This window comes from Pseudomonas protegens (assembly GCF_013407925.2).
GTDB classification, from domain to species: Bacteria; Pseudomonadota; Gammaproteobacteria; order Pseudomonadales; family Pseudomonadaceae; genus Aquipseudomonas; species Aquipseudomonas fluorescens_AP.
In genome coordinates, this window is sequence record NZ_CP060201.1 from 5486062 (window position 1) to 5507773 (window position 21712).

Annotated in this window: 16 protein-coding genes; 6 read left to right on the top strand and 10 right to left on the bottom strand. The window is 62.6% G+C overall.

Going from position 1 to position 21712, the window contains the following annotated elements:
* Window position 1: 1 nt before the first annotated feature.
* The 9 genes from GGI48_RS25465 to GGI48_RS25505 all read right to left on the bottom strand — a co-directional run bounded on the left by GGI48_RS25465 (window position 2) and on the right by GGI48_RS25505 (window position 12182).
* A complete protein-coding gene (locus GGI48_RS25465; protein WP_179596125.1) occupies window positions 2-202 on the bottom strand; it encodes a hypothetical protein in 201 nt (66 codons plus the stop codon).
* Entirely contained in the window at window positions 165-1052 is an 888-nt protein-coding gene (locus tag GGI48_RS25470; RefSeq protein ID WP_260620537.1) for a DUF6708 domain-containing protein, read from the bottom strand. Before GGI48_RS25470 ends, GGI48_RS25465 begins: the two co-directional genes overlap by 38 nt.
* A gap of 103 nt (window positions 1053-1155) precedes the next feature.
* Window positions 1156-4044, bottom strand: a complete 2889-nt coding sequence (locus GGI48_RS25475) for a toxin VasX (protein ID WP_179600599.1) — start codon at window positions 4042-4044, stop codon at window positions 1156-1158.
* The gene (locus tag GGI48_RS25480) at window positions 4041-4610 is read right to left on the bottom strand and encodes a DUF4123 domain-containing protein (RefSeq protein ID WP_179600601.1); all 570 of its coding nucleotides are present in this window, start codon (window positions 4608-4610) and stop codon (window positions 4041-4043) included. The genes GGI48_RS25475 and GGI48_RS25480 overlap by 4 nt, the downstream gene beginning before the upstream one ends.
* Entirely contained in the window at window positions 4607-6667 is a 2061-nt protein-coding gene (tssI, locus tag GGI48_RS25485; RefSeq protein ID WP_179600602.1) for a type VI secretion system tip protein TssI/VgrG, read from the bottom strand. The genes GGI48_RS25480 and tssI overlap by 4 nt, the downstream gene beginning before the upstream one ends.
* Window positions 6668-6763: 96 nt before the next feature.
* Window positions 6764-7282, bottom strand: a complete 519-nt coding sequence (locus tag GGI48_RS25490) for an Hcp family type VI secretion system effector (RefSeq protein WP_047305413.1) — start codon at window positions 7280-7282, stop codon at window positions 6764-6766.
* 336 nt (window positions 7283-7618) lie between these two features.
* On the bottom strand, window positions 7619-9028 hold the full coding sequence (locus GGI48_RS25495; protein WP_179600604.1) for an efflux transporter outer membrane subunit: 1410 nt from the start codon (window positions 9026-9028) through the stop codon (window positions 7619-7621).
* A 7-nt stretch (window positions 9029-9035) separates the two neighbouring features.
* Window positions 9036-11009, bottom strand: coding sequence for a MacB family efflux pump subunit (locus tag GGI48_RS25500; RefSeq protein WP_179600606.1), 1974 nt, complete (start codon window positions 11007-11009; stop codon window positions 9036-9038).
* On the bottom strand, window positions 11010-12182 hold the full coding sequence (locus GGI48_RS25505; protein WP_103741739.1) for an efflux RND transporter periplasmic adaptor subunit: 1173 nt from the start codon (window positions 12180-12182) through the stop codon (window positions 11010-11012).
* Between the two features lie 327 nt (window positions 12183-12509).
* Here GGI48_RS25505 and GGI48_RS25510 point away from each other — a divergent pair, with 327 nt between their 5' ends.
* From GGI48_RS25510 to GGI48_RS25530, 5 genes are all read left to right on the top strand, one after another.
* Window positions 12510-12992, top strand: coding sequence for a sigma-70 family RNA polymerase sigma factor (locus GGI48_RS25510; protein WP_179602126.1), 483 nt, complete (start codon window positions 12510-12512; stop codon window positions 12990-12992).
* Window positions 12993-13142: 150 nt separating this feature from the next.
* Window positions 13143-14480, top strand: a complete 1338-nt coding sequence (locus GGI48_RS25515; protein WP_016964829.1) for a lysine N(6)-hydroxylase/L-ornithine N(5)-oxygenase family protein — start codon at window positions 13143-13145, stop codon at window positions 14478-14480.
* 749 nt (window positions 14481-15229) lie between these two features.
* On the top strand, window positions 15230-17995 hold the full coding sequence (mgtA, locus tag GGI48_RS25520; protein ID WP_179600608.1) for a magnesium-translocating P-type ATPase: 2766 nt from the start codon (window positions 15230-15232) through the stop codon (window positions 17993-17995).
* 109 nt (window positions 17996-18104) lie between these two features.
* Window positions 18105-18821 carry an MgtC/SapB family protein gene (locus GGI48_RS25525; RefSeq protein WP_016964831.1) on the top strand — a complete coding sequence of 239 codons (717 nt, stop codon included), beginning with the start codon at window positions 18105-18107 and terminating at the stop codon, window positions 18819-18821.
* Window positions 18822-19145: 324 nt separating this feature from the next.
* Window positions 19146-19598, top strand: a complete 453-nt coding sequence (locus GGI48_RS25530; protein ID WP_260620538.1) for a response regulator — start codon at window positions 19146-19148, stop codon at window positions 19596-19598.
* A 91-nt stretch (window positions 19599-19689) separates the two neighbouring features.
* Here GGI48_RS25530 and GGI48_RS25535 read toward each other — a convergent pair whose 3' ends face one another.
* Window positions 19690-20598: a LysR family transcriptional regulator gene (locus GGI48_RS25535; RefSeq protein WP_042940967.1), complete on the bottom strand. Its 909-nt coding sequence runs from the start codon at window positions 20596-20598 to the stop codon at window positions 19690-19692.
* A 97-nt stretch (window positions 20599-20695) separates the two neighbouring features.
* Here GGI48_RS25535 and GGI48_RS25540 point away from each other — a divergent pair, with 97 nt between their 5' ends.
* Window positions 20696-21571 carry a pirin family protein gene (locus tag GGI48_RS25540; protein ID WP_179600610.1) on the top strand — a complete coding sequence of 292 codons (876 nt, stop codon included), beginning with the start codon at window positions 20696-20698 and terminating at the stop codon, window positions 21569-21571.
* The last annotated feature ends 141 nt before the right edge of the window (window positions 21572-21712 follow it).

Sequence of the window (21712 nt, forward strand, 5' to 3'; positions counted from 1 at the left end):
CTCACTCGCTTGGGTGAATGACAGGTCGCGCTGCCGCTTCCACCATTGATAACTGCATGGGCGTGCCGCCCTTGGGCTTCTGGTACAGCTCCACCAGAGGCAGGTGTTCCTTGAGGCGTTGTTGTAGAAGCGCCCCCGACAACAGTGACGCCGGAGCTGGCGATTCAATCTGGCTTTTCAGGCGATTGGCGTTGCTGTTCAAGATTCTTTTTTTGTTCGATATCGATGAGTCGAGTGGTAGGGCCATTTGGCTCTAAACGTTCCATCACCAGTTTTGGCCAGAGCTTACGACTGCGGCGTTTGGCGACGCTGTAGGTGAACTCCTGAATAGTATTCATAGGGCTAAACAATATGCCCATTATTAATAGGTAGAAATCCGCAAAATCCAGAAAATTTTTACCATCGTTTCTTTTGTACTCAGTAAAAATTCGCTCCCACGTATTTTTGAAAAGCTTCGTTCCACTTCCAGAAATCTCCAACTGACTTTTAATAAATGCATCAGACTCGCTATGTCTACCATACTCATCAAACCATGGTCCATTATTCATGTATGCACGCAGATACTCCCAAGAGCTTTCCTGCAATTCAAGGCTTTTACCCATAGGTAATCCTAGGCTTAGCATCAACTGTTTTTCCGGATGACAAAAACATTGAACTAAAATCTCCAACGAGGCATGACGCATGTCTCCGGTATAAGGTCCCACCATCTGAAATTGGTATGCAACCGCAGCTATACCATCCCAAGGAGTATGAAATAATTCCTCATCGTGCTGAAAGTAAACTTCACGAGTACGTCGATTGAAAAGTATAGGTGGGGGCACAGAGCGGAGTACTTCCCAAAGAAAAGGTACGATGAATAGAGAAATTGCGATCAAGAGCACTTCCAGTGCCGGCTGATATCTACCATGCCATAAAAAATATGCAGATATACATAAAAACATCAGCCCAGACATTCCACCCAGCATGCCTGTCAACATCCCTTTATATGAGTCCCCTCCATTGGCAATTTCTAAATAAATTTCATTATGCTCCTCAATATCGAGCAAATTCATGGGCGACCTGCCTGTGGATCTATCCGAATACAAAATCGCACTACTATTTTTCCCGCTTAGCTTGCCCCCTAAAAACTTTATAAGTTTTCCTTTAGTCATAATTTCAACTCAAATTAATATCAATGAGTGGCAAATAAAGCCCCTCAATGGGTTGATATATTAAATTACCGCGAATACCAGTCAGCTTCATCGCATCGTTCTGATGATAGGCTGCGCTAAGGCACAGTACACCGGGTTCTTGTCGGATGCGGCTACCAAACTCTTGTTTTAAGGGATTGGGCTCTTCCTCCCCCCACTCCAATGGATAGGAAATCTTGCGGGGTGGGCTGAAGTCCATAAGGGGTTGTTCTTGGGTCCACTCCTCGACTCCGCTAAAACTCACCATGCCTTGTTGATAACTTGTTTGGCCTTCGATCAACAACACCAAACGAACCTCATTGACCCACTCACCACTGACCGGATTGATATCAATCCAGCGATGGAGTTTCATTGTTACTGGGGCCACCGCCTGATAGTAGGCTTTCATTGTCTCTTCGTAACTATTTGACCAATTGGCAGGGCGAGTTCCGAAGCAGGTCTGCTTGACCCAAGTTTCGAGAGGCGTGTCTTTGGTATACATGCGTGCCAGCAAGCCACCAAATATAGTTATAACCAATCCCGTTGCTTGTGCAACAAGTGGAGCAGGCAAAACAGTGACACCACGCCCTAATGCAGTAACACTACCCATAATTACTGTGGCGCGAGAGACTCGCAACATACGGGAGATTTTTAAGGAAACTCGAATATAACCAAAGCTAGCTACGCCTAAGCCGACGTTGACAGTAGCTGTATCAATATCTCCTAACCTATAAGAATCCAGCGCATCCCAACCGTAGATAATAGTATCTAGCCCTGCAGTAGCTGCTTGAATAAGCACTGCGCTAGCGCCAATTTTTAACGCGTTCGCAAGCAATTTTTGCGCTTCGAAATTGACCTTGCCAGACTTACCAGTAAACGCTTTCCATTTTACATCTGCGAGATGTTGAGAAATTGTGGAGAAAGCCGCCCAAACGCCCAGACCTGCACTCATAGCTGTCAAGTTGTTCTTGTTTGTGTAGTTTTCAGACAAAGCATCAAAACTACTTCTCAAATTCCAAACCGAAACCAGCGCAATCAAAACCTTCAGCGGCGAATCATTCAACAGATCACGCGCATTCAATGGCAGATCAAGTTTCGTCGCACTTTTGGGTAGTGGAGGTAAGTCCTCTGCACTCGGCCCAGGAGTTTTTACCGTGGGTGCAGGCGCGCCACTTCCATACCCCGGAGCAGGATGTGCGGGGGCTGCCGGGCGCTGGGCCGGGATAAGGTTTAGGTGAGGGTACCCCTGCACCTGCTTAGCGATGGCCGAAGGCTGGCCTTTGCCTGTCGCTGCATCGCCTGCTCCTTTGCTTTCAACACGGGCATTACGCGCGTCCTGTTCTTCAAGTGTGGCGATTTCTTTTTTCAGGCGTCGGCGCTTCGATTTGTTCTGCGTGCCATCGAGCTGTTCGCCAAGCCAGGCCAAGCTCTGCTTTGCGCTCAACGCCTGTACCTCCACCTGCTGCTGGCTGCGCGCAAGCATGGCCTGGAGCAGGCGTAGGGCGGCGAGATTGACTTGCTCGGGCATGCTACGCATATGGCCACCCACCACTGGGGCCATGGCGGCAAAAAAAGCCTCTGTCGGCCTGGCCAAGGGCAGTTCCGACAGTCTGCTCGCTCCTGCATTCAACGACGCCGCAAGGGTCAGGGCTTGGGCCATACGCTTGGCCGTGGGCTCGACAGGTTCGAGGTTTTCAGGAATATGCAGCAGTTGTTTGATTTCAGTGCCTGAAAGGCGTTGCAGCAGCCCCAGCACTGTCCAGAGCAACCACGGCTTTTCGTTGTCCAGGTCCATGGCTTGATGCAGCGCCTGGACCCCAATGGCCGTGGCAGACGGGCCGAGGCAGGCCGCGGCGAAGCTGGCCTCCAGAAGGTCACGGGCCTCATGCTGGGTGATGTCCATGTGCCCGCAGGCGGTTTCCAGGGTGGCCGGGCCCTGTTGACCCAGGGTGCCAAACCAGTCTGCCCATAAGGTGACGATCCGCCGACGATCGAAGTCGAGTTGGTCGGCGGCCTGTTTCTGCTCGCGCCATGTGCGTTTCAAGGCTTCGTAGTCGGTGTCGCTGGGCAAGTTGGCCTTGAGCTGTTTGTCATGCTCACTCAGTTCTTGGAGCACGCTGGCGACCATCCAACGGTCGCGATGCGCCAGACTTTGCTTGTCGAAAGCCAGATTACGGGCACGTACCAGGCCGGCCAGATCGATCAGTACTCCCCAGGGATCGTCGACGATTGCGTAATGTTGTTGTTCACAGCGCTGCATGCGGCGCAGGATCGGGTCGTTCAATTGCCAGGGTTGTGGTTCTGGCAAACAGCTCCAGCGGAAGTTTTCCGGGGTACTGTCTCCGAGAAATTTCCGCGTGCTGGACAACAAGCCGCTTTCGGGGGCCATACCGGGCGTCAGGTTGCGCATGACACGTTGACGGACATTGCCCTGGGTCTTGACGGCAGTGAACTGCGAATCGCTCCAGCGTACCGGCGACCAGGCCAGTTGTGCGGGCGCACCGGCCGGTAGCAGCAGGTAGACCTGGGCTTGTTTCTCCAGCACCGGACCACCGCGTGGTGTTTGGCTCAACAGGGTGCTATCGACCCGGTATTCGCTAAGCAGGTGAGTGCTGTCCTGCCAGACATACAACCAACCGTCCCGTAGCAGGCGCGGCACGTACCCCAGGGGCCACTGGGCCAGTGGCGGGTGATCGGGCCCCAGTTCCGGGAACTGGCCGCTCACTGCTTGCAGGCCCAACGCGCTGGCGTCGATGCTGGCGAGCTGCGGTTCCGAAGTGACCGGGCCAATGGCATAACGCACGGGCAGAACAGCAGCCAGCAACGGGCAACTGGCCGGTTTGAAGTGTTGCGGAGCATGTGCGGCCTGGTTCATTGATCGGTTTCCTGCGACGGCTCGGGCTCTTCTGTGAGGGCGCCTAGTAAAGGCCAGCTCAAGGTGATGTGGGCATCAAAGCTGTCACTAGCGGTTACTAGGTCCAACTCCGGTTGGTGGTTGCGCCAGGTGGGTATCGGACCTTGTGCGTGGCGCATCCAGAGCACGTCGATGCCGTGCCAGAAGCCTCGGGGCCATTCGACTCCGGCCTTCCAGGCCCGCAGTAGCGGCCGCGCATCGCCCAGGCGCAACCAGAATTTGCGGCTGTCCGGCGAGCGCACTTGCAGGCGGCGTTGCAGACAGTGAAACAATTGTTCGGCGGGCAACCGGGCCTCCAACCACAACCCGTGGCGCAGTTCTGTCACGCCGCTGCTCCAGCCCTCATACAGGGGGCTGTGGCGCGGTGCGTCGAGCAGAATCGGTCCCGACTCCTGCAGCGCGGCATAGGGGGTTTCCAGTAACAGTGGCAGCGGTTGATGGCTGGGATAATGCTGATACAGCCAAGCCAGAATATGGTCCTGAGAGGCGCCGTCGAGCAGCAGCGCACCGTGGTGTGTCGGGTTCATGAGCTAGCCTTCCTGGCACGTTTTGCCGCTTCACAGACTTCACACACTCCGGCCTTGGCTTGACGAAAGACCAGGTGTTGCTTGACCAGGGCTTCCAGCGGGATGCCCGGCTTATCTTCATCCGCCGCCTGCAACGGCCCCGGCAACAATGGCGCCGCACCACTGCCACTGCCCGGGCTGCCGCCGGAGTTGTTATTGACCAGGGCGCCGCTGAGGGCCACGCCGCCGGCGTCGATCTTGATCCAGCTGCCGCCGCCCTTGAGGGTCAGTTCGCTGCCGGCTTCGAGCACCACTTTCAGGCCGCTGGACAGGTGGATTTCCTGGCCGGCTTCGATGAACAGGCCGTTGCCCAGTTGCAGGTGCTGGCTGCCGGCAATGCTCAGGTGATCACTGGCGCGGGCTTCGACTTTGCGGTCGCCATGCACGGTGTGGTGTTCTTCAGCCTTGAATTCGCTGTAGCTGTTGGCTTCCAGCGTGTCGTGGCGCTGGTGGCCGACGCGGATTTTCTGGTCGTGTTCGATGTGCTGGTCCCAGTCGCGCTGGGTGTGGATGAAGATTTGCTCGGCGCCTTTTTTGTCTTCGATGCGCAGTTCGTTGAAGCCGCCGCCACCGGGGGAGCTCAGGGTCTTGAAGGTGCTGCGGGTCTTGTGTTGCGGCAGCGGGTAGGGGACGACGTTTTCCTTGTGGTACAGGCAGCCGGTGATCAGCGGCTGGTCGGGATCGCCTTCGAGGAAGGTCACCAGCACTTCCATGCCGACCCGGGGGACGGCGATGGCGCCATACCAGGCGCCGGCCCAGGCCGAGGACACCCGTAGCCAGCAGCTGCTCTTGTCGTTGCCCTGGCCCTCGCGGTCCCAGTGAAACTGCACCTTGACCCGGCCGTGGGCGTCGGTGTGGATTTCCTCGTCCCGAGGGCCGGTGACCTTGGCGGTCTGGCTGCCGAGAATCCGCGGCTTGGGGTGTTCCAGGGGCGGGCGATGGGGCACTTCCCAGGGGGGGGCGGTGAAGCGGTTGCGGTAGCCCTGGTGAAAGCCTGTTCCGGCCCGGGTGTCGCTGGTGATGGACTCTTCCAGCACCTGCGGCTGTTTGCCTTCGTGGAGGACTTCGGTCAGTAGCCACAGGTCGTTCCAGGCCGGGTGGGGGTGCCCGCTCAGGGGCAGGAAATGCCCGCTGCGCAGGCTTGGCTGGTCGCTGTGGCCGCTGGCCTGGCGGTAGTCGCTGCGGTGCCGTTCCAGGGCGCGCCTGGCCAGATGCTTGCCGCGCTCGCGGTCGGTGAAGCGTCCGGGGTAGGCGTAGTCTTCAAGGTCCGGCTCGGCTTTTGGCTCTTGCGGTTTGGCCGCTCCCTGCATCTGCAGGCGCGGTTTTTCGAAGTCGTAGTCGCGGCGCGTGGTGCGGCTGGGGCGCGCTTCGAAGCGCAGCTCGAAACGCTTGATCACCGGCTCGCTGGCCACCAGGCCGGAGTCTTGCCGGTAGGCCACCGGGGCCAGTTTGCGGAACACCGTCTGGTCTTCGCCGAACACCAGTCGATGCCCTTCGCGGCTGTGCTGAAAGTGGTAGTGCAGGCCCTCTTCCTCGCACAGGCGCTGGATGAAGCGCAGGTCCGATTCGTCGTACTGCACGCAGTACTCACGCTCTGGGTAGGGGCCGGCGAGGTGGAAGTGGTAGTCGTTGCCGAGGATGCCGTGTTCTTCCAGCACCTGGGCGATGATCTGCGGCACGCTCAGGTGCTGGAAGATCCGCTGGTTGATGCGCTGGCCCAGATAGGCCAGGCGCGGGCCGAGGGTGATCCGGTAGTGGGTCAGGCGACGACCGCGGTCGCCTTGGGCGATGCGCTGGATCTGCCCGTGAATGCCGCTGCCATCGGCCGCCAGTTGCAGGAAGGCCGGGGTGTGCAGCAGCGCGTCCAGGTCCAGGTTGGAGCGTTCGCTGACCAGCTCCAGGTCGAAGGCGAAGGGCCGGCTGATGCGCTCCCGGCCCTGCAGGCCGAGCACTTGAAAGTCGTGGGGGCGACCCTCCAGGGTCAGGCTGAAATGCGTCTGGTCGGCGGCGGCGAACATTCCCTGTGCCTCGATGCGGGCAGTGCAACTGCTGAGTCAATAAGGGCCCGGGCCAGCGGGGCTGGCCAGGGCGCGGTAAGGGTCGAGCGGCCTTCCTTAGCCGGTGACCGGGGTCCGCCAGTCATCGGAACCGGAAGTGCCGGAGACTTCGTGGGTCCAGGTGATCTTGCGGTAGGTGAAGTGCACGTCTTCCAGGTGGGTGAAGTGGGCGTTGCCCGGGTCCTGGCAGTTGTGCATGTAGTCCTTGATGTCGACGATGATCGCGTCCTCAAGGGTGGTGGTGTAGTAGTGCTCCTGGGTGCCGGCGGCGGAGGTGCGGTACCACTGGATGACGATCTCGGTCAGGCGCTCGCCCGAGGTCAGCGCCGCCAGCAGCAGCGGCGAAGCCTTGTCGAAGACCTTGGTGATGATCACCGGCTTGTGCACGCGCTGGCCGGTGGGCTGGCCGGACTGCGGATCGCGGGGAATGATCACTTCGTGCTGAAAGCCCTGGACCATGACCTGGTCTTCATGACCTTCCTGGTAGGTGTTGCCCACGGAATCGGCGGTAAAGGCCCCGGCGGTGATCAGCCCCTGTTTGGTGCCGGTGACGGACATATACGCTGGCGTTGCCATGCATGCTCTCCTTGCAAATCACTAAAGAAACCCCGGCCAGGTGGCCGTGGGGGTGCAGAGGTGAGTACAAGGTCTGTGCCAGCAATTGATTAGTTGTTTTTAATCAATAAGTTACTGAATTTTCAGCTGTGGCCGGCGGCGTTTTTCGAGGAAATACCGGGAAAAGTGCGCAACATGTTGCGCAGTGCTGTGCAAGATCTTGCGCACCTTGAAGCAGGCCATGCCGCCAGGCCATTACCGCGATCTGCGCACAGGTTTATCCACAGATGGCTGCGCAACATGTTGCGCAGTGGCTGGGTTATCCACAGGGCGCGGGGTTTAGTCGTTTGGCTGCTATCACCGCGCCTCGGGTCCTGGCACCTGCCAGCCGCCACCCAGGGCCTTGTACAGGGCAATGCTGGATTGCAGCCGCGCCAGCCGCAGTTGCACGTTCAGATCCTGGGCGGCGTACAGGGTGCGCTGGGTTTCCAGCACGGTCAGCAGGTCTTCGGCGCCGGCCTGGTAGCGGCTCTGGGCGATCGCGAAGGCCCGTTGCGCCTGATTCAACTCCTCGCTCTGCCACTGGCGTTGCTGGTCCAGGCCGCGAATGCTGTTGAGGGCTTTTTCCACATCGGCAAAACCATTGATGATCGCTGCGCGATAGCTTTCCAGCAGTTCTTCCTGCCGGGCCGTGGCCTTGTCCCGTTCGGCGCTCAGGCGCCCGGCGTTGAAGATCGGTGCCACGAGCCCGGCGCCGAGGTTGTAGAAGGGACTGCGCAGCAGATCCGGAGCGTGACTGGCGCCGGAGCCGAGGCTGGCGCTCAGGGTCACGCTGGGCAGCATCGCTGCGCGCGCCACTTGGATGTCGGCCTTGGCCGCGGCCAGTCTGGCCTCGGCGCTGGCAATGTCCGGGCGCCGGCTCAGCAGGTCGCTGGGGACGCCGGCATTGATGCTCGGCCATTGCAGTTGGGCGAAGTCCTGGTGGCCCAGGCTGAGCGCCTGCACCGGTTGTCCGAGCAAGGCGGCGAGGCTGATCCGGGCTTCTTCGGCCTGTTGCTGCAGCAGTGGCAACTGGCGTTGCTGGGCGGCGACCAGGCTGCGTTGCTGGGCCAGTTCCAGGGCCGTGGCCGAGCCCGAGTCATAGCGGGTCTGCACCAGCTTGAGCACGTTCAGGGCGTTGTCCAGGTTCAGTTGGGCGATGCGGCTTTGTTCGTTCAGCGCCAGGGCCTGGGTGTAGCTGTTGGCGACGCCGCTGAGCAGGGTCAGCTCGACGGTGGCCCGGTCGAACTGGCTGGCCTTGACCCCCAGCAGGGCGCTGTCGCGGGCGGCGTGGCGGCCGCCCCAGAAGTCGATCTCGTAGCTGGCGCTGAGGCTGGTGTCGAAATAGTCCACGGCCTGGTTGTCGCTGGTGGCGTCCAACTGGCTGTAGCCCTTGCCGCGCAGCAGTTTCTGCCGGTTGGCGTTGAGCCCGCCCTTGAGCTCGGGCAGCAGTGGCGCCCCGGCGATCACCGCGCTGGCCTGGGCCTGGCGTACCCGCGCCATGGCCGCGGCGAGGTCGAAGCTGCCATCGCGGGCCTGGGCGATCAGGCGGTCCAGGTCCGGGCTGGCGAACTGGCTCCACCATTGCCGGTGGTCGGCCTGGGCCGCGGGGGAGGCGCTGGCATGCCAGGTGGCGGGGGCTTGCAGGCCGCTGTCCGGGCGCGGTGCGGTGCTGTTGCAGGCGGCCAGCAGGAGGCAGGCGGTCAGGAGGCTCAAGGGTGTTTTCATCGAACGATCATTCACTGGTAAGGGCCGTGACCGGGTCGAGCCGGGCAGCTTTGCGGGCCGGCATGAAGCCGAAGATGACGCCGGTGACCAGGGCGCAGCCGAAGGCGCCGAGCACGGCGACCAAGGAGAAGGCGATGGCCACTTCACTGAGGATCAGTACGCCGCCGATCAGCAGGGCCAGGGCGATCCCGGTCAGGCCGCCGACCACCGAGAGCATCACCGCTTCGGTGAGGAACTGGCGCAGGATGTCGCGCTGGCGGGCGCCGGTGGCCATGCGGATACCGATCTCCCGGGTGCGTTCGCGCACGGTCATGAGCATGATGTTCATCACCCCGATGCCGCCCACCAGCAGCGAGATCGCGGCAATGGCGCCGAGCATCAAGGACAGGGTGTTCTGGGTGCGGGCCTCGGCCTGGATCATCGCCGCGTTGTTGGTCAGCTCATAGTCGCGCTGGCCGTTGTGCAGGCGCAGCATCAGTTGGTCGATGGCTTGTTCGGTTTCCTTGACCTTGCTGGCGTCCGCCGCGGCGATGGCCACGTATTCCGGGTTGCGGCTGCCGAACAGGCGGGTGCTGGCGGCGGAGTAGGGCACGGCGATGCGATCGTCGCTGTCCTGGTCGCCGGAACTGGCGCCCTTGCCCATCAGCACGCCGACCACCTGGAAGGGCGCGTTTTCGATGAGGATGTACTGGCCGATGGGGTTGGCGACGTCCTTGAGCAGTTTTTCCCGGACCTTCTTGCCGATCACCGCCACGGCGGCGCCGGCCTGTTCGTCGGCCTCGGTGAAATAGCTGCCTTCGACCACCGGCCAGTTGAAGATGTGCGGGAAGTTGGTGTCGTTACCGCCCACGTAGCTCATGTGGTCGGCGTTGCCGAAACGCACCACGGCTTCGGCGCCGTTGACCGGCATGATGCGCTTGACCTGGGGCAGGGTGGCCACGGCGGCGACATCGTCGAGGCTGATGACGCCTTGCGGCGCGCGTGGGTTGGGCGCGTGTCCGCTGAGGTAAAGGATGTTCGAGCCAAAGGCCCCCATCTGCGCCATCACCTGGCGCTTGCTGCCTTCGCCCACCGCCAGCATCACCACCACCGAGGCCACGCCGATGACGATCCCCAGCAGGGTCAGGGCGGTGCGGAAGCGGTTGATCCACATCACCCGCCAGGCGGCCTGCACGGCGTCCAGCAGTTCGCCTTTCCAGGCGCCGCTGGCGTCGCTGCCGTCGGCCAGGCGCTGGCGCAGGTCCACCGCCTGCAGGGCGCCGGGGTTGGCGCTGGTCTGTACCGATGGGTCGTGGTGGGCGGTGTCGCTGATGATCTCGCCGTCGCGGATTTCGATGATGCGCTTGGCCCGGGCCGCCACTTCACGGTCGTGGGTGATGAGGATCACCACGTGGCCCTGGCTGGCCAGTTCGTCCAGCAGGGCCATGACTTCGGCGCCGCTGTGGCTGTCCAGGGCGCCGGTGGGTTCGTCGGCGAGGATGATGTGGCCGCCGTTCATCAGCGCGCGGGCGATGGACACCCGTTGCTGCTGGCCGCCGGACAGCTGGTGCGGGCGGTTGCCGTTGCGGCTGGCCAGGCCCAGGCGCTCCAGCAGGGCGGCGGCGCGGGCGTGGCGTTCGGCGGTCGGGGTGCCGGCGTAGATGGCCGGCATCTCGACGTTTTCCTGGGCCGAGGCCGAGGGGATCAGGTGGTAGCCCTGGAACACGAAGCCAAAGGCTTCGCGGCGCAACCAGGCCAGTTCGTCGCTGTCGAGCTGGGCGACGTTCTCCCCGGCGAACAGGTACTCGCCGGACGTGGGGCGGTCCAGGCAGCCGAGGATGTTCATCAGGGTCGATTTGCCGGAGCCCGAGGCGCCGACGATGGCGACGAACTCCCCGGCGTGGATCGACAGGTCGATGCCGCGCAGGACATCGACCTGCGGGCTGTCGCCGCCACCGTAGGATTTGCGGATGTTTCTGAGGTCGATCAGCGGCGTCTGCATTCAACCCCCGCTGCTGTTGGTCGGGCCGATCAGCAGGTGCTCGCCTTCGCTCAGGCCGTCCAGCACCTGGATGCGCAGGCGGTCGCTGATGCCGACCCGGACCTTGCGCGTCTCGATCGAACCGTTCTTGGCCACCACCCGGGCCATCTGCCGGTCCGGCTCGCTGCTGCCCTGCAGGGCGGCGATGGGCGCGGTGAGGACGTTCTTTGCCTGGCTGGCGACAAAGAACACCTGGGTGGTCATTTCCGCCATCAGCGCGTTGTCGGCGTTGTCCACGTCCAGCAGCACGGTGTAGAGCACCACCCGGCCGCTGCCGCTCTTGCTGGTGCTGGCCGGGCTGCCGCCGCCCTGGCTGGTTTCGTTCAGCGGCTTGGGCGGGATCGGCAGGATCTGCCGAACGGTGCTGGTCCAGCGCCGGTTGCCGCCGCTCAAGGTGGTGAAGTAGGCCTGCATGCCGGGTTTGACGTGGCCGATATCGGCTTCCGAGACTTCGGCCCAGACGGTCATCGGCGAGAGCTTGGCGATGCGCAGGATCAGCGGCGTCTGCTGCTGGGCGTTGAGGGTCTGGCCTTCGCGGGCGTCCACCGCCACCACGGTGCCGGACATGGGGGCGTAGATGCGCGTGTAGCCCAGCTCGGCCTGGTCGCTGCGCAGGCTGGCCTGGGCCTGGCGGATCTGCGCCTTGTACATGTCGATTCGCGCCTGGGTGGCCTTGAGTTCGGCCTGGGCGGTCTGCACGTCTTCCTCGCGGGTGGCGCCACCGGCCTTGAGGTGCTGCTGGCGCTGGTATTTCTGCCGGGCCAGCTGGTTCTGGGCGTATTGCTCCTGCAACTGGGCCTGCAGGTTTTCGATGGAGAAACGGCTGGCGTCGAGCTTGGCCTGCTGGGTGGCGGGGTCGATTTCCACCAGCAGCTGGCCTTCCTTGACCGTGTCGCCGGCTTCGACGTGGATCTTGCGGATCTGCCCGGAGGCCTGGGCGCCGACATCCACGTAGCGTCTGGGTTGCAGGGTGCCCAGGGCGGTCACGCTGCTTTCGATATCGCCACGGCTGACTTGCACGGTGGCGAGCTGGTCGCGTCCGGGGGGGATGAAGGTCCAGGCGCTGATGGCGACAACGGGAATCAAGCACAGCGCTGCCAGCAGGGCGCGCCGGGTATGTCGGGGACGTTTCATGCAGGGTTCCGGCCATGGGGAAATCGGCCCGTCAGCGCAGCCGGCCGCGGGGCAGGCCGCGAGGCTTGCGAGCACCGCAGGAACGGCGAAGACGGGGAGCTGTCAGGTAAACGAGCGACCACAGGGTGAATTTAACTGCCGACACATGGAGTTACAGCTGTCGCCGGACTGGTAAATGAAGCGTTGTGGCGTTGCGCCACTTTAAATCTATATGAGAATTACTATAAATTACGCTGCCGCTGAACAGCCATCATCCATTGCCGGGTGCAAGCGGCCATTGCCGGCCTTATTCAAGGACAGAATCGCCCCAGCGGGCGGTCGGGAGCCCTGTTGGAAAACTACTATCGCGAGCTGATGTGCTTCCTCAACGCCAAGCTGGGCAATCGCCAGGTGGCCGAGGACGTGGTGCACGACGCTTATGTGCGGGTCCTGGAGCGCTCCAGCGATACCCCCATCGAGCAGCCGCGGGCGTTTCTCTATCGCACGGCGCTGAACCTGGTGGTCGATGGCCACCGGCGCAATGCCCTGCGCCAGTCCGAGCCCCTGGAGGTGCTGGACAACGAAGAGCGCTATTTCAACCCGTCACCGCAGACCAGCCTGGACCACGGCCAGCGCCTGGAGATGCTGCAGCGGGCCCTGGCCGAGCTGCCGCGGCTGTGTCGCGAGAGCTTTCTGCTGCGCAAGCTCGAAGGCCTGTCCCATCCGCAGATCGCCGAGCAGCTGGGGATTTCCCGCAGCCTGGTGGAGAAGCACATCGTCAACGCCATGAAGCATTGCCGGCTGCGGCTGCGGCAGTGGGAGGCGCAGTAAGGCGTTGCCGTTGCGGCCTATTTAGTTAAATTTTTTTTCATTGTCCTCGTCCCTACTCAACAGACGATCTGCTGCCTTGCATGGGCCAGTCGGGTCACCGTGAGACTTTAATCCCCCGCGTTGAGGCGGTTTATCCAGAGGACACTGGAAATGACACAGGCAATTGCATCGGCCCACGTTCACGATCTGATCGGTATCGGTTTCGGCCCCTCGAACCTGGCGCTGGCCATTGCGCTGCAAGAGCGCGGGCAGGAGCAGGGTCCGCTGGACGCGCTGTTCCTCGACAAACAGGCCGACTATCGCTGGCACGGCAATACCCTGGTGACCCAGAGCGAACTGCAGATCTCCTTCCTCAAGGACCTGGTCACCCTGCGCAACCCCACCAGCCCCTATTCCTTCGTCAACTACCTCAAGCATCACGGGCGCCTGGTGGACTTCATCAACCTGGGCACCTTCTATCCGTGCCGCATGGAGTTCAACGACTACCTGCGCTGGGTGGCCGGGCACTTCCAGGAGCACAGTCGCTACGGTGAAGAGGTGCTGGCCATCGAGCCGCTGCTGCACAACCAGCAGGTCGAAGCGCTGCGGGTGATTTCCCGGGATGCCCAGGGCAGCGAACAGGTGCGCACCACCCGTGCGGTGGTGGTCAGTGCCGGTGGCACGGCGCGGGTTCCGGAGACCTTCAAGGGGCTCAAGGACGATGCGCGGGTGTTCCACCATTCCCAGTATCTGGAGCGCATGGCCAGCCAGCCCTGTGTCAATGGCCAGCCGATGAGCATCGCGATCATCGGTGGCGGGCAGAGCGCGGCGGAAGCCTTCATCGACCTCAATGACAGCTTCCCTTCGGCGCAGGCCGACCTGATCATGCGTGGCTCGGCCCTCAAGCCGGCGGATGACAGCCCCTTCGTCAACGAAGTGTTCGCCCCGGCTTTCACCGACTTGGTATTCCAGCAGACCCGCAACGAGCGCGAGCGTCTGGTCAACGAGTACCACAACACCAATTACTCGGTGGTGGACATCGACCTGATCGAGCGCATCTACGGCATCTTCTACCGGCAGAAAGTCTCAGGCGTCGCGCGCCATAGCTTGCGCACCATGACCACGGTGGAGCAGGCCACGGCCACGGACCTGGGCATCGAGCTGATCCTGCGCAACAACGCCACGGGCGAGCGCGAAGTGCGTCATTACGATGCCGTGGTCCTGGCGACCGGCTACGAGCGGCAGATGCATCGCCAACTGCTGGCACCGCTGCAGGAATACCTGGGCGACTTCGAAGTGGACCGCAACTATCGGGTGATCACCGACCAACGCTGCAAGGCCGGCATCTACATGCAGGGTTTCAGCCAGGCCAGCCACGGCCTGAGCGATACCCTGCTGTCGGTGTTGCCGATCCGTGCCCAGGAAATCGCCGACTCGCTGTACGAACACGGCAAGACTCGCGGCCACAGCCGTTCGGCGCGGGACCTGCTGCTGGCCACCGCCAGCTGATCGGCGGCCCGGTCGCCCTGGCGTTGCCGGAGCGGTCGGGCGGCAAGGCGTTCTTGCGGGTGTCTTCGCTGGCAAGCCAGCTCCTACCGCCGGGATATCCCGGGTGTTTTTTGTCGGCGCCAGCGTGCCGGTGAAGGTATTCCTGAACCTTGGCTGAAGAACTTTTCAATTCCCCGAGCCAGGGTTTTTCCCCGGTTTACTCTGCCAAAGGTGCGGCGTAAGCTGCGCGCGTTTTCAATCAATGGAGACCCAGTGTGGGTACTTGTTCGAGTGACAGGAGTCGGCCGGTCTTGACCACCGGCGCAGTCCCGGCAAGATAACGCGCAGCCTTTTTTCTGCCGTTGTCTCGCCGTACAGCGAGAAGCGGCATCCCGATCGCGGCCCTTTTGTGGCCCGCCTCCCGACGTCCCTTCTGTATGACTCTGTTTTGCGCCCGGTCCGGCCTTGCGCCGCGTCGTGGTGGCATCGACGCGCGGGTCCTGCGACCTGCGGGCCGGCTGTGCGTGGGCGCTCCAAGCGTCCCGCAATGCCCGGCCGTACCTGCCTGAGGTGGTCCTGCGCGGTCCTTGTGGGGGAGCAGTCATGGGTTACATCAGCCAGCGTCACCATCGTCAGCAACATCGCCCGTCACTCACGGTGCGATTGCTTCGGGCGTGAGCCCTGTCCCGTTTTTTCCTTGCCCGACTGTTTCCTTGTCTCACTGACGTCCCTGAGCCGCTGCTCGCTGGGGACGTGCTGGAGTTATGACCATGAAGCTCAGCCTGTTGAAAGAATTCTTTGCCGGATTTCTCCGTACCCGGCACTTTTCCCGGCATTTTCGTCGCCTGGCGCTGCTGGACAGCATCCGCGACGCCAGCGTCAGCCGCGATGTGCCGCCGACCCTGGGGCAAACCCTGGTGGCGGCGGCCAACAGCGACGCCGCGCAACTGCTGGACCAGCTCGGCAGCCACACCGACGGTCTGAGCAGCGAGGAGGCCGAAGCCCAGCGTGAGCGGTATGGCCTCAACGAGGTCGAGCACGAGCAGGCGCTGCCCTGGTGGACCCACCTGTGGCACTGCTACAAGAACCCGTTCAACCTGCTGTTGACCCTGCTGGCGGTGATCTCCTGGCTGACCGAGGACATGAAGGCGGCCACGGTGATTTTCTCCATGGTGGTGCTCTCGACCCTGCTGCGCTTCTGGCAGGAGGCCAAGTCGAACAAGGCCGCCGACGCCCTCAAGGCGATGGTCAGCAACACCGCCACGGTGATGCGTCCCGGGTCGGCGCCCCAGGCGGCGCCGATGCTCGGGCGTTTGCTGGGGGCCGCCGCCGAGGCCAAGGGCGCCCAGCGCATCGAACTGCCGATCAAGCAACTGGTGCCCGGCGACCTGATCGTGCTCTCGGCCGGCGACATGATTCCCGCTGACTGCCGGGTGCTCAGCGCCAAGGACCTGTTCGTCAGCCAGGCGGCGATGACCGGCGAATCCATGCCGGTGGAAAAGTTCCCGCGTCAGCAGGACGCCGATACCAGCAACCCGCTGGACCTGGACAACATCCTGTTCATGGGCACCAACGTGGTCTCGGGTTCGGCCACGGCGGTGATCCTGACCACCGGCAACAGCACCTATTTCGGTGCCCTGGCCCAGCGGGTCAGCGCCACCGACCGTGCGCCGACTTCGTTCCAGAGCGGGGTCAACAAGGTCAGCTGGCTGTTGATCCGCTTCATGTTTGTCATGGCGCCGCTGGTGCTGTTCATCAACGGTTTTACCAAGGGCGACTGGATGGAGGCGCTGCTGTTCGCGCTGTCGATCGCCGTCGGCCTGACCCCGGAAATGCTGCCGATGATCGTCACCTCGACCCTGGCCAAGGGCGCGGTGTTCCTCTCGCGCAAGAAGGTCATCGTCAAGCGCCTGGACGCGATCCAGAACTTCGGCGCCATGGACGTGCTGTGCACCGACAAGACCGGCACCCTGACCCAGGACAAGATCTTCCTCTCGCGGCACGTGGACGTCTGGGGCGAGGACTCCGACGACGTGCTGGAAATGGCCTACCTCAACAGCTACTACCAGACCGGGCTGAAGAACCTGCTGGACGTGGCGGTGCTGGAGCACGTCGAAGTGCACCGCGAGCTCAAGGTTGGCACGGCGTTCCAGAAGGTCGATGAAATTCCCTTTGACTTCAATCGCCGGCGCATGTCGGTGGTGGTGGCCGAGCAGGACCACCCGCACCTGTTGATCTGCAAGGGGGCGGTGGAAGAAGTGCTGGCGGTGTGCCGCAACGTGCGTCACGGCGAGGCCGAGGAAGCCCTGACCGAGAGCCTGCTGGCGCGGATTCGCCAGGTCACCGCCGATCTCAACGAAGAGGGGCTGCGGGTGGTGGCGGTGGCGGCCCGGCCGATGCTCGAAGGACGCGACACCTACAGCCTGGCGGACGAGCGCGAGCTGACCCTGATCGGCTATGTGGCGTTCCTCGATCCGCCCAAGGAAAGCACCGCGCCGGCCCTCAAGGCCCTGGCCGAGCATGGCGTGGCGGTGAAAGTGCTGACCGGCGACAACGAGCTGGTGACGGCCAAGATCTGCCGCGAAGTGGGCCTGGAGCAGCAGGGCCTGCTGATGGGCAACGACATCGAGCGCATGAGCGACGAGCAACTGGCCAAGGCGGTGGAAACCACCAATGTCTTCGCCAAGCTGACCCCGACCCACAAGGAACGGATCGTCCGCCTGCTCAAGGCCAACGGCCATGTGGTGGGGTTCATGGGCGACGGGATCAACGATGCGCCGGCGCTGCGCACCGCCGACATCGGTATTTCGGTGGACAGCGCGGTGGACATCGCCAAGGAAGCGGCGGACATCATCCTCCTGGAAAAGAGCCTGATGGTGCTGGAGGAGGGCGTGCTGGAAGGGCGCCGGACCTTCGCCAACATGCTCAAGTACATCAAGATGACCGCCAGCTCGAACTTCGGCAACGTGTTCTCGGTGCTGGTGGCCAGTGCCTTCATCCCGTTCCTGCCGATGCTGCCGATGCACCTCCTGGTGCAGAACCTGCTGTATGACATTTCGCAGATCGCCATTCCCTTCGACAACGTCGACGAGGACATGCTCAAGCAACCCCAGCGCTGGCAGCCGGCGGACGTCGGGCGCTTCATGATGTTCTTCGGGCCGATCAGCTCGATCTTCGACATCACCACCTTTGCCCTGATGTGGTACGTGTTCGACGCCAACACCCCGGACCACCAGACCCTGTTCCAATCCGGCTGGTTCGTGGTCGGGCTGCTGACCCAGACCCTGATCGTGCACATGATCCGCACGCCGAAGATTCCGTTCCTGCAGAGCCGCGCGGCCACGCCGCTGCTGGTGATGACCGGGATCATCATGGCGGTGGGGATCTTCCTGCCGATGGGCCCTTTGGCGCACTACTTCAAGCTGCAGGCGCTGCCGTCGCTGTACTTCGTGTTCCTGCCGCTGATCCTGCTGGCCTACATGATCCTGACCCAGGCGGTGAAGGGCTTCTACGTGCGCCGCTTCGGCTGGCAATAGTGGAGTAGCGGCAAGCTTTAAGCGGCAAGCGGCAAGTTTCGAGTTCGTGGCGTACAGCTTGTAACGTGCGGCTTGTAGCTTGTCGCCAGCAGCCAAGAGGACCTTCGCCATGCAAGCCCTGCACAACATCAACCTGGACTCGCTGATCGACACCCTGGTCAGCCTCAGCGCGGCCTTCATCCTCGGTGGCCTGATCGGCTTCGAGCGCCAGTACCGGCAGCGCACCGCGGGCTTGCGCACCAACGTGCTGGTGGCGGTGGGCGCGGCGATCTTCGTCGACATGGCCAACCGCCTGGGCGGTGCCGACGGCGCGGTGCGGGTGGTGGCCTACGTGGTGTCGGGCATCGGCTTTCTCGGCGCCGGGGTGATCATGCGCGAGGAGGGCAACGTCCGTGGCCTGAACACCGCGGCCACCCTCTGGGCCTCGGCGGCGGTGGGCGCCTGCGCTGGCGCCGACCTGATCCTCGAGGCGTTGCTCGGCACGCTGTTCGTGCTGGCCGCCAATACCCTGTTGCGGCCGATCGTCAACAACATCAACCGCCAGCCGCTGGACGTGATCTCGGCGGAGGTCACCAACATCGTCTACGTGATTGCCCACCGTTCGAAACAGAAGGCGGTGTTCGCCCTGCTGGAAGCCGAGCTGGAACGCAGCAACTACCCGGCCAGCGATGTCGATGTGCATGCCTTTGGCAATGACGATGTGGAGATCGAGGCGACCCTGGCCAGCACCTCGGTGGACGGTGACGAACTGGACGCGCTGGTGGCGCGGCTGTCCACCTCGGCCCTGGTGCAGCAGGCGTTCTGGAGCCCGAGCACCACCGAGTGACCATTGTGCGTTGACGGCCTTGCGCGGTCTTTCTCGGTTCTCAGAGGCGTGTGCCGGTTTACAGGAAAAGCCTTACATCAAAACAAGACCGTGCCCGTCTGCAAAAAGCGGGTGGCGATTTAAGGTAGTGGACAACCTTTTACCGAGATGGCGATCGGAACTGTGTGACAGCTGACTTGTCCGAAAAAATCGTCAGCAAGCCCATTCTGGGCGTGGTTTTCAGATTAATCCTAGAGAAAACCCTATGACACTTCCCTAGCCTTCTACCGATCTAGGAGGAAGGCCGGCAGTCGCCGGTCGTAGTCTCAAAAGCAGGATCCAGAAATGTCCAATAGAGCGCTGCGCATACTGATTGCCGATGATCAACATTTTCATCGGATGCAGATCGAACGAACCCTGAATCAACTCAATTACTACCGCATTGCCCCCGTGCACACGCTGGAGGAACTGCTTTCGCTGGTGGAGTACGCCTGCGATCCGTTCGATCTGCTGATCATCAACGGCACCCTGGCCACCCACAGCGGTTTCGATCTGCTGGATTTCTGCCTGGACAACCCCCAGCTCGGTCACGCCCTGATCTACGACAGCCAGTGCTTTCCTCCCATTCCCAGCAGCCTGCGGCACCGGATCCAGGCCAGTCGCGCCGAGTTGCCGGACAGCGACGCGATCCGGCGCCTGATGCAGCAGATCGATCCACCGGTGTTCAGGAGCCCCAGGTCGGGCATTCAGTGGCTGCCGGAACTGCAGCACGGCGGCTGGCGCGCCAGTGCCAATTGATTGAATCGCGCTCTATGCAAAACGGCATCCCCAGGGATGCCGTTTTACGTTGCGCTGCGGGCAAGGCGTCGCCGATGGAGCCGGCGTCGGCTCAGGCCATGTCGCTGTGGCTGAACTCCTCGCCGAGAAAGTCGATCAGGCTGCGCACCGAAGGCAGCAGGCCACGGCGCGACGGGAAGATCGCATGCACGATCCCGCAGCGCGGCGCCCAGCCGGGCACCAGTTCCTGCAGGCGTCCGGCGTCCAGGTCTTGGCGAACCACCACCTTGGGCAGGTGGACGATACCGATGCCCGCCAGCACCGCATGCCGCAGCGCCAGCAAGTCATCGGTGACCATCCGCGGCCGGTGGCGAATCAGCGCCTCGGCGCCGTCCGGCCCCAGCAGCTGCCATTGATAGTCGCGCTGCGCCGCTCCCCAATGCAGGCTCGGCAGGCCGCTGAGATCGGCCGGTGCCGCCGGGCTCGACAGGCGCTGGAGAAAGTCCGGATGCCCCACCAGGCACTGGGTGCTGTTGCCCAGCACCTTCATCACCAGGTCGGTGTTTTCCAGGGGCGGGAAGCGCACCCGCAGGGCAATGTCGAAACCTTCGTGGATCAGGTCGACCCGGCGATTGGTGCTTTCGATGAACAGCTCCACCAGCGGGTACTTGAGCATGAAGCGGGTCAGCATCGGCCCGACCCAGGAATTGAGCAGCGCCGTGGGGCAGGCCACCCGCACCAGGCCCTGGGGTTCGGAGCGATTGCGTTCGATGACTTCCGCCGCGCCCTCGGCTTCGACCCGCATGGCCAGGCAGCGCTGGTAATACTCCTGGCCGATCTCGGTCAGGGAGCAATGACGGCTGGTGCGCTGGATCAGGCGCACGCCGAGGCGCTCCTCCAACTGGGCAATTCGCCGGCTGAGCTTGGACTTGGGCATGTCCAGGGCCCGCCCGGCCGCGGCAAATCCCCGGTGCTCGACCACTTGGGTGAAGTAGTAGAGGGTGTTCAGGTCTTCCAAGATCGTTCTCCAAATAGAACGCTAAGGGCGATTTTCGCAGTCTAGCGCGGCAAAGGTGCGAGTTTTAAGGTGTGCCCATCAGAAAGTTCTGGAGGGCAACATGAAAAACATCATTGGTATCTACACCGCTCCCCGGCCCCATTGGGTCGGCGACGGCTTCCCGGTCCGCACCCTGTTTTCCTACGACAACCTGGGCCAGCACATCAGCCCGTTCCTGCTGCTGGATCATGCCGGACCCGCGCAATTCAGCCCCACCAGCGCCCGCCGTGGCGTCGGTGAGCATCCCCATCGCGGTTTCGAAACGGTGACCATCGTCTACGACGGCGAAGTGGAGCATCGCGACTCCACCGGCAGCGGCGGCAAGATCGGCCCGGGCGACGTGCAGTGGATGACCGCGGCCTCGGGGATCCTCCACGAGGAGTTCCATTCCGCCGACTTCGGCCGGCGTGGCGGCAACCTGGAAATGGTCCAGCTGTGGGTCAACCTGCCGGCGAAGGACAAGCTGGCCGCGCCCGGTTACCAGACCATCGTCGCGGCGGACATCCCGCAGATCCCCCTGCCTGGACACGCCGGCAGCCTGCGCCTGATCGCCGGTGAGTTCGACGGCCAGCAGGGTCCGGCCCGCACCTTCACCCCGATCGATGTCTGGGACCTGCGCTTGCAGTCCGGCAAGCACCTGGAGCTGCCCCTGAAGGCGGGGCGCAACACCGCCCTGGTGCTGCTGCGTGGCGCCTTGCAGGTCAATGGCCGGGAGCGGGTGGAGCAAGGGCAACTGGCGCTGTTTGAGCACGACGGCGACCTGATCAGCCTGCAAGCCAGCAACGACGCCATTGTGCTGCTGCTCAGCGGCGAGCCCATCGACGAACCCATCGTCGGCCACGGCCCGTTCGTGATGAACAGCGAAGCGGAAATTCATCAGGCCTTCATCGACTTCCAGTCGGGACGCTTCGGCCGGATGGACGCAGGCGGTCACTGACCGGCTGCACTGGCGCGGCTCGCATCGGCCACTAGGCTTTGGCAGTCGCGCGCTACACCCCGACGCCCGCCCTTGCCCCGGCGGGGCGGGCCATGGGTTTCATTCCCGCCGGGTCATCCGGCATCGATCATTAGCGAGGAC

Excerpts from the sequence above, each read along its gene's own strand:
- GGI48_RS25490 (WP_047305413.1), bottom strand. The coding sequence starts at position 7,282 with ATGGCAACGCCAGCGTATATGTCCGTCACCGGCACCAAACAGGGGCTG.
- GGI48_RS25540 (WP_179600610.1), top strand. The coding sequence starts at position 20,696 with ATGAAAAACATCATTGGTATCTACACCGCTCCCCGGCCCCATTGGGTC.
- GGI48_RS25495 (WP_179600604.1), bottom strand. The coding sequence starts at position 9,028 with ATGAAAACACCCTTGAGCCTCCTGACCGCCTGCCTCCTGCTGGCCGCC.
- GGI48_RS25530 (WP_260620538.1), top strand. The coding sequence starts at position 19,146 with ATGTCCAATAGAGCGCTGCGCATACTGATTGCCGATGATCAACATTTT.
- tssI (WP_179600602.1), bottom strand. The coding sequence starts at position 6,667 with ATGTTCGCCGCCGCCGACCAGACGCATTTCAGCCTGACCCTGGAGGGT.
- mgtA (WP_179600608.1), top strand. The coding sequence starts at position 15,230 with ATGAAGCTCAGCCTGTTGAAAGAATTCTTTGCCGGATTTCTCCGTACC.
- GGI48_RS25515 (WP_016964829.1), top strand. The coding sequence starts at position 13,143 with ATGACACAGGCAATTGCATCGGCCCACGTTCACGATCTGATCGGTATC.
- GGI48_RS25500 (WP_179600606.1), bottom strand. The coding sequence starts at position 11,009 with ATGCAGACGCCGCTGATCGACCTCAGAAACATCCGCAAATCCTACGGT.
- GGI48_RS25480 (WP_179600601.1), bottom strand. The coding sequence starts at position 4,610 with ATGAACCCGACACACCACGGTGCGCTGCTGCTCGACGGCGCCTCTCAG.
- GGI48_RS25470 (WP_260620537.1), bottom strand. The coding sequence starts at position 1,052 with ATGAATTTGCTCGATATTGAGGAGCATAATGAAATTTATTTAGAAATT.
- GGI48_RS25475 (WP_179600599.1), bottom strand. The coding sequence starts at position 4,044 with ATGAACCAGGCCGCACATGCTCCGCAACACTTCAAACCGGCCAGTTGC.
- GGI48_RS25505 (WP_103741739.1), bottom strand. The coding sequence starts at position 12,182 with ATGAAACGTCCCCGACATACCCGGCGCGCCCTGCTGGCAGCGCTGTGC.
- GGI48_RS25525 (WP_016964831.1), top strand. The coding sequence starts at position 18,105 with ATGCAAGCCCTGCACAACATCAACCTGGACTCGCTGATCGACACCCTG.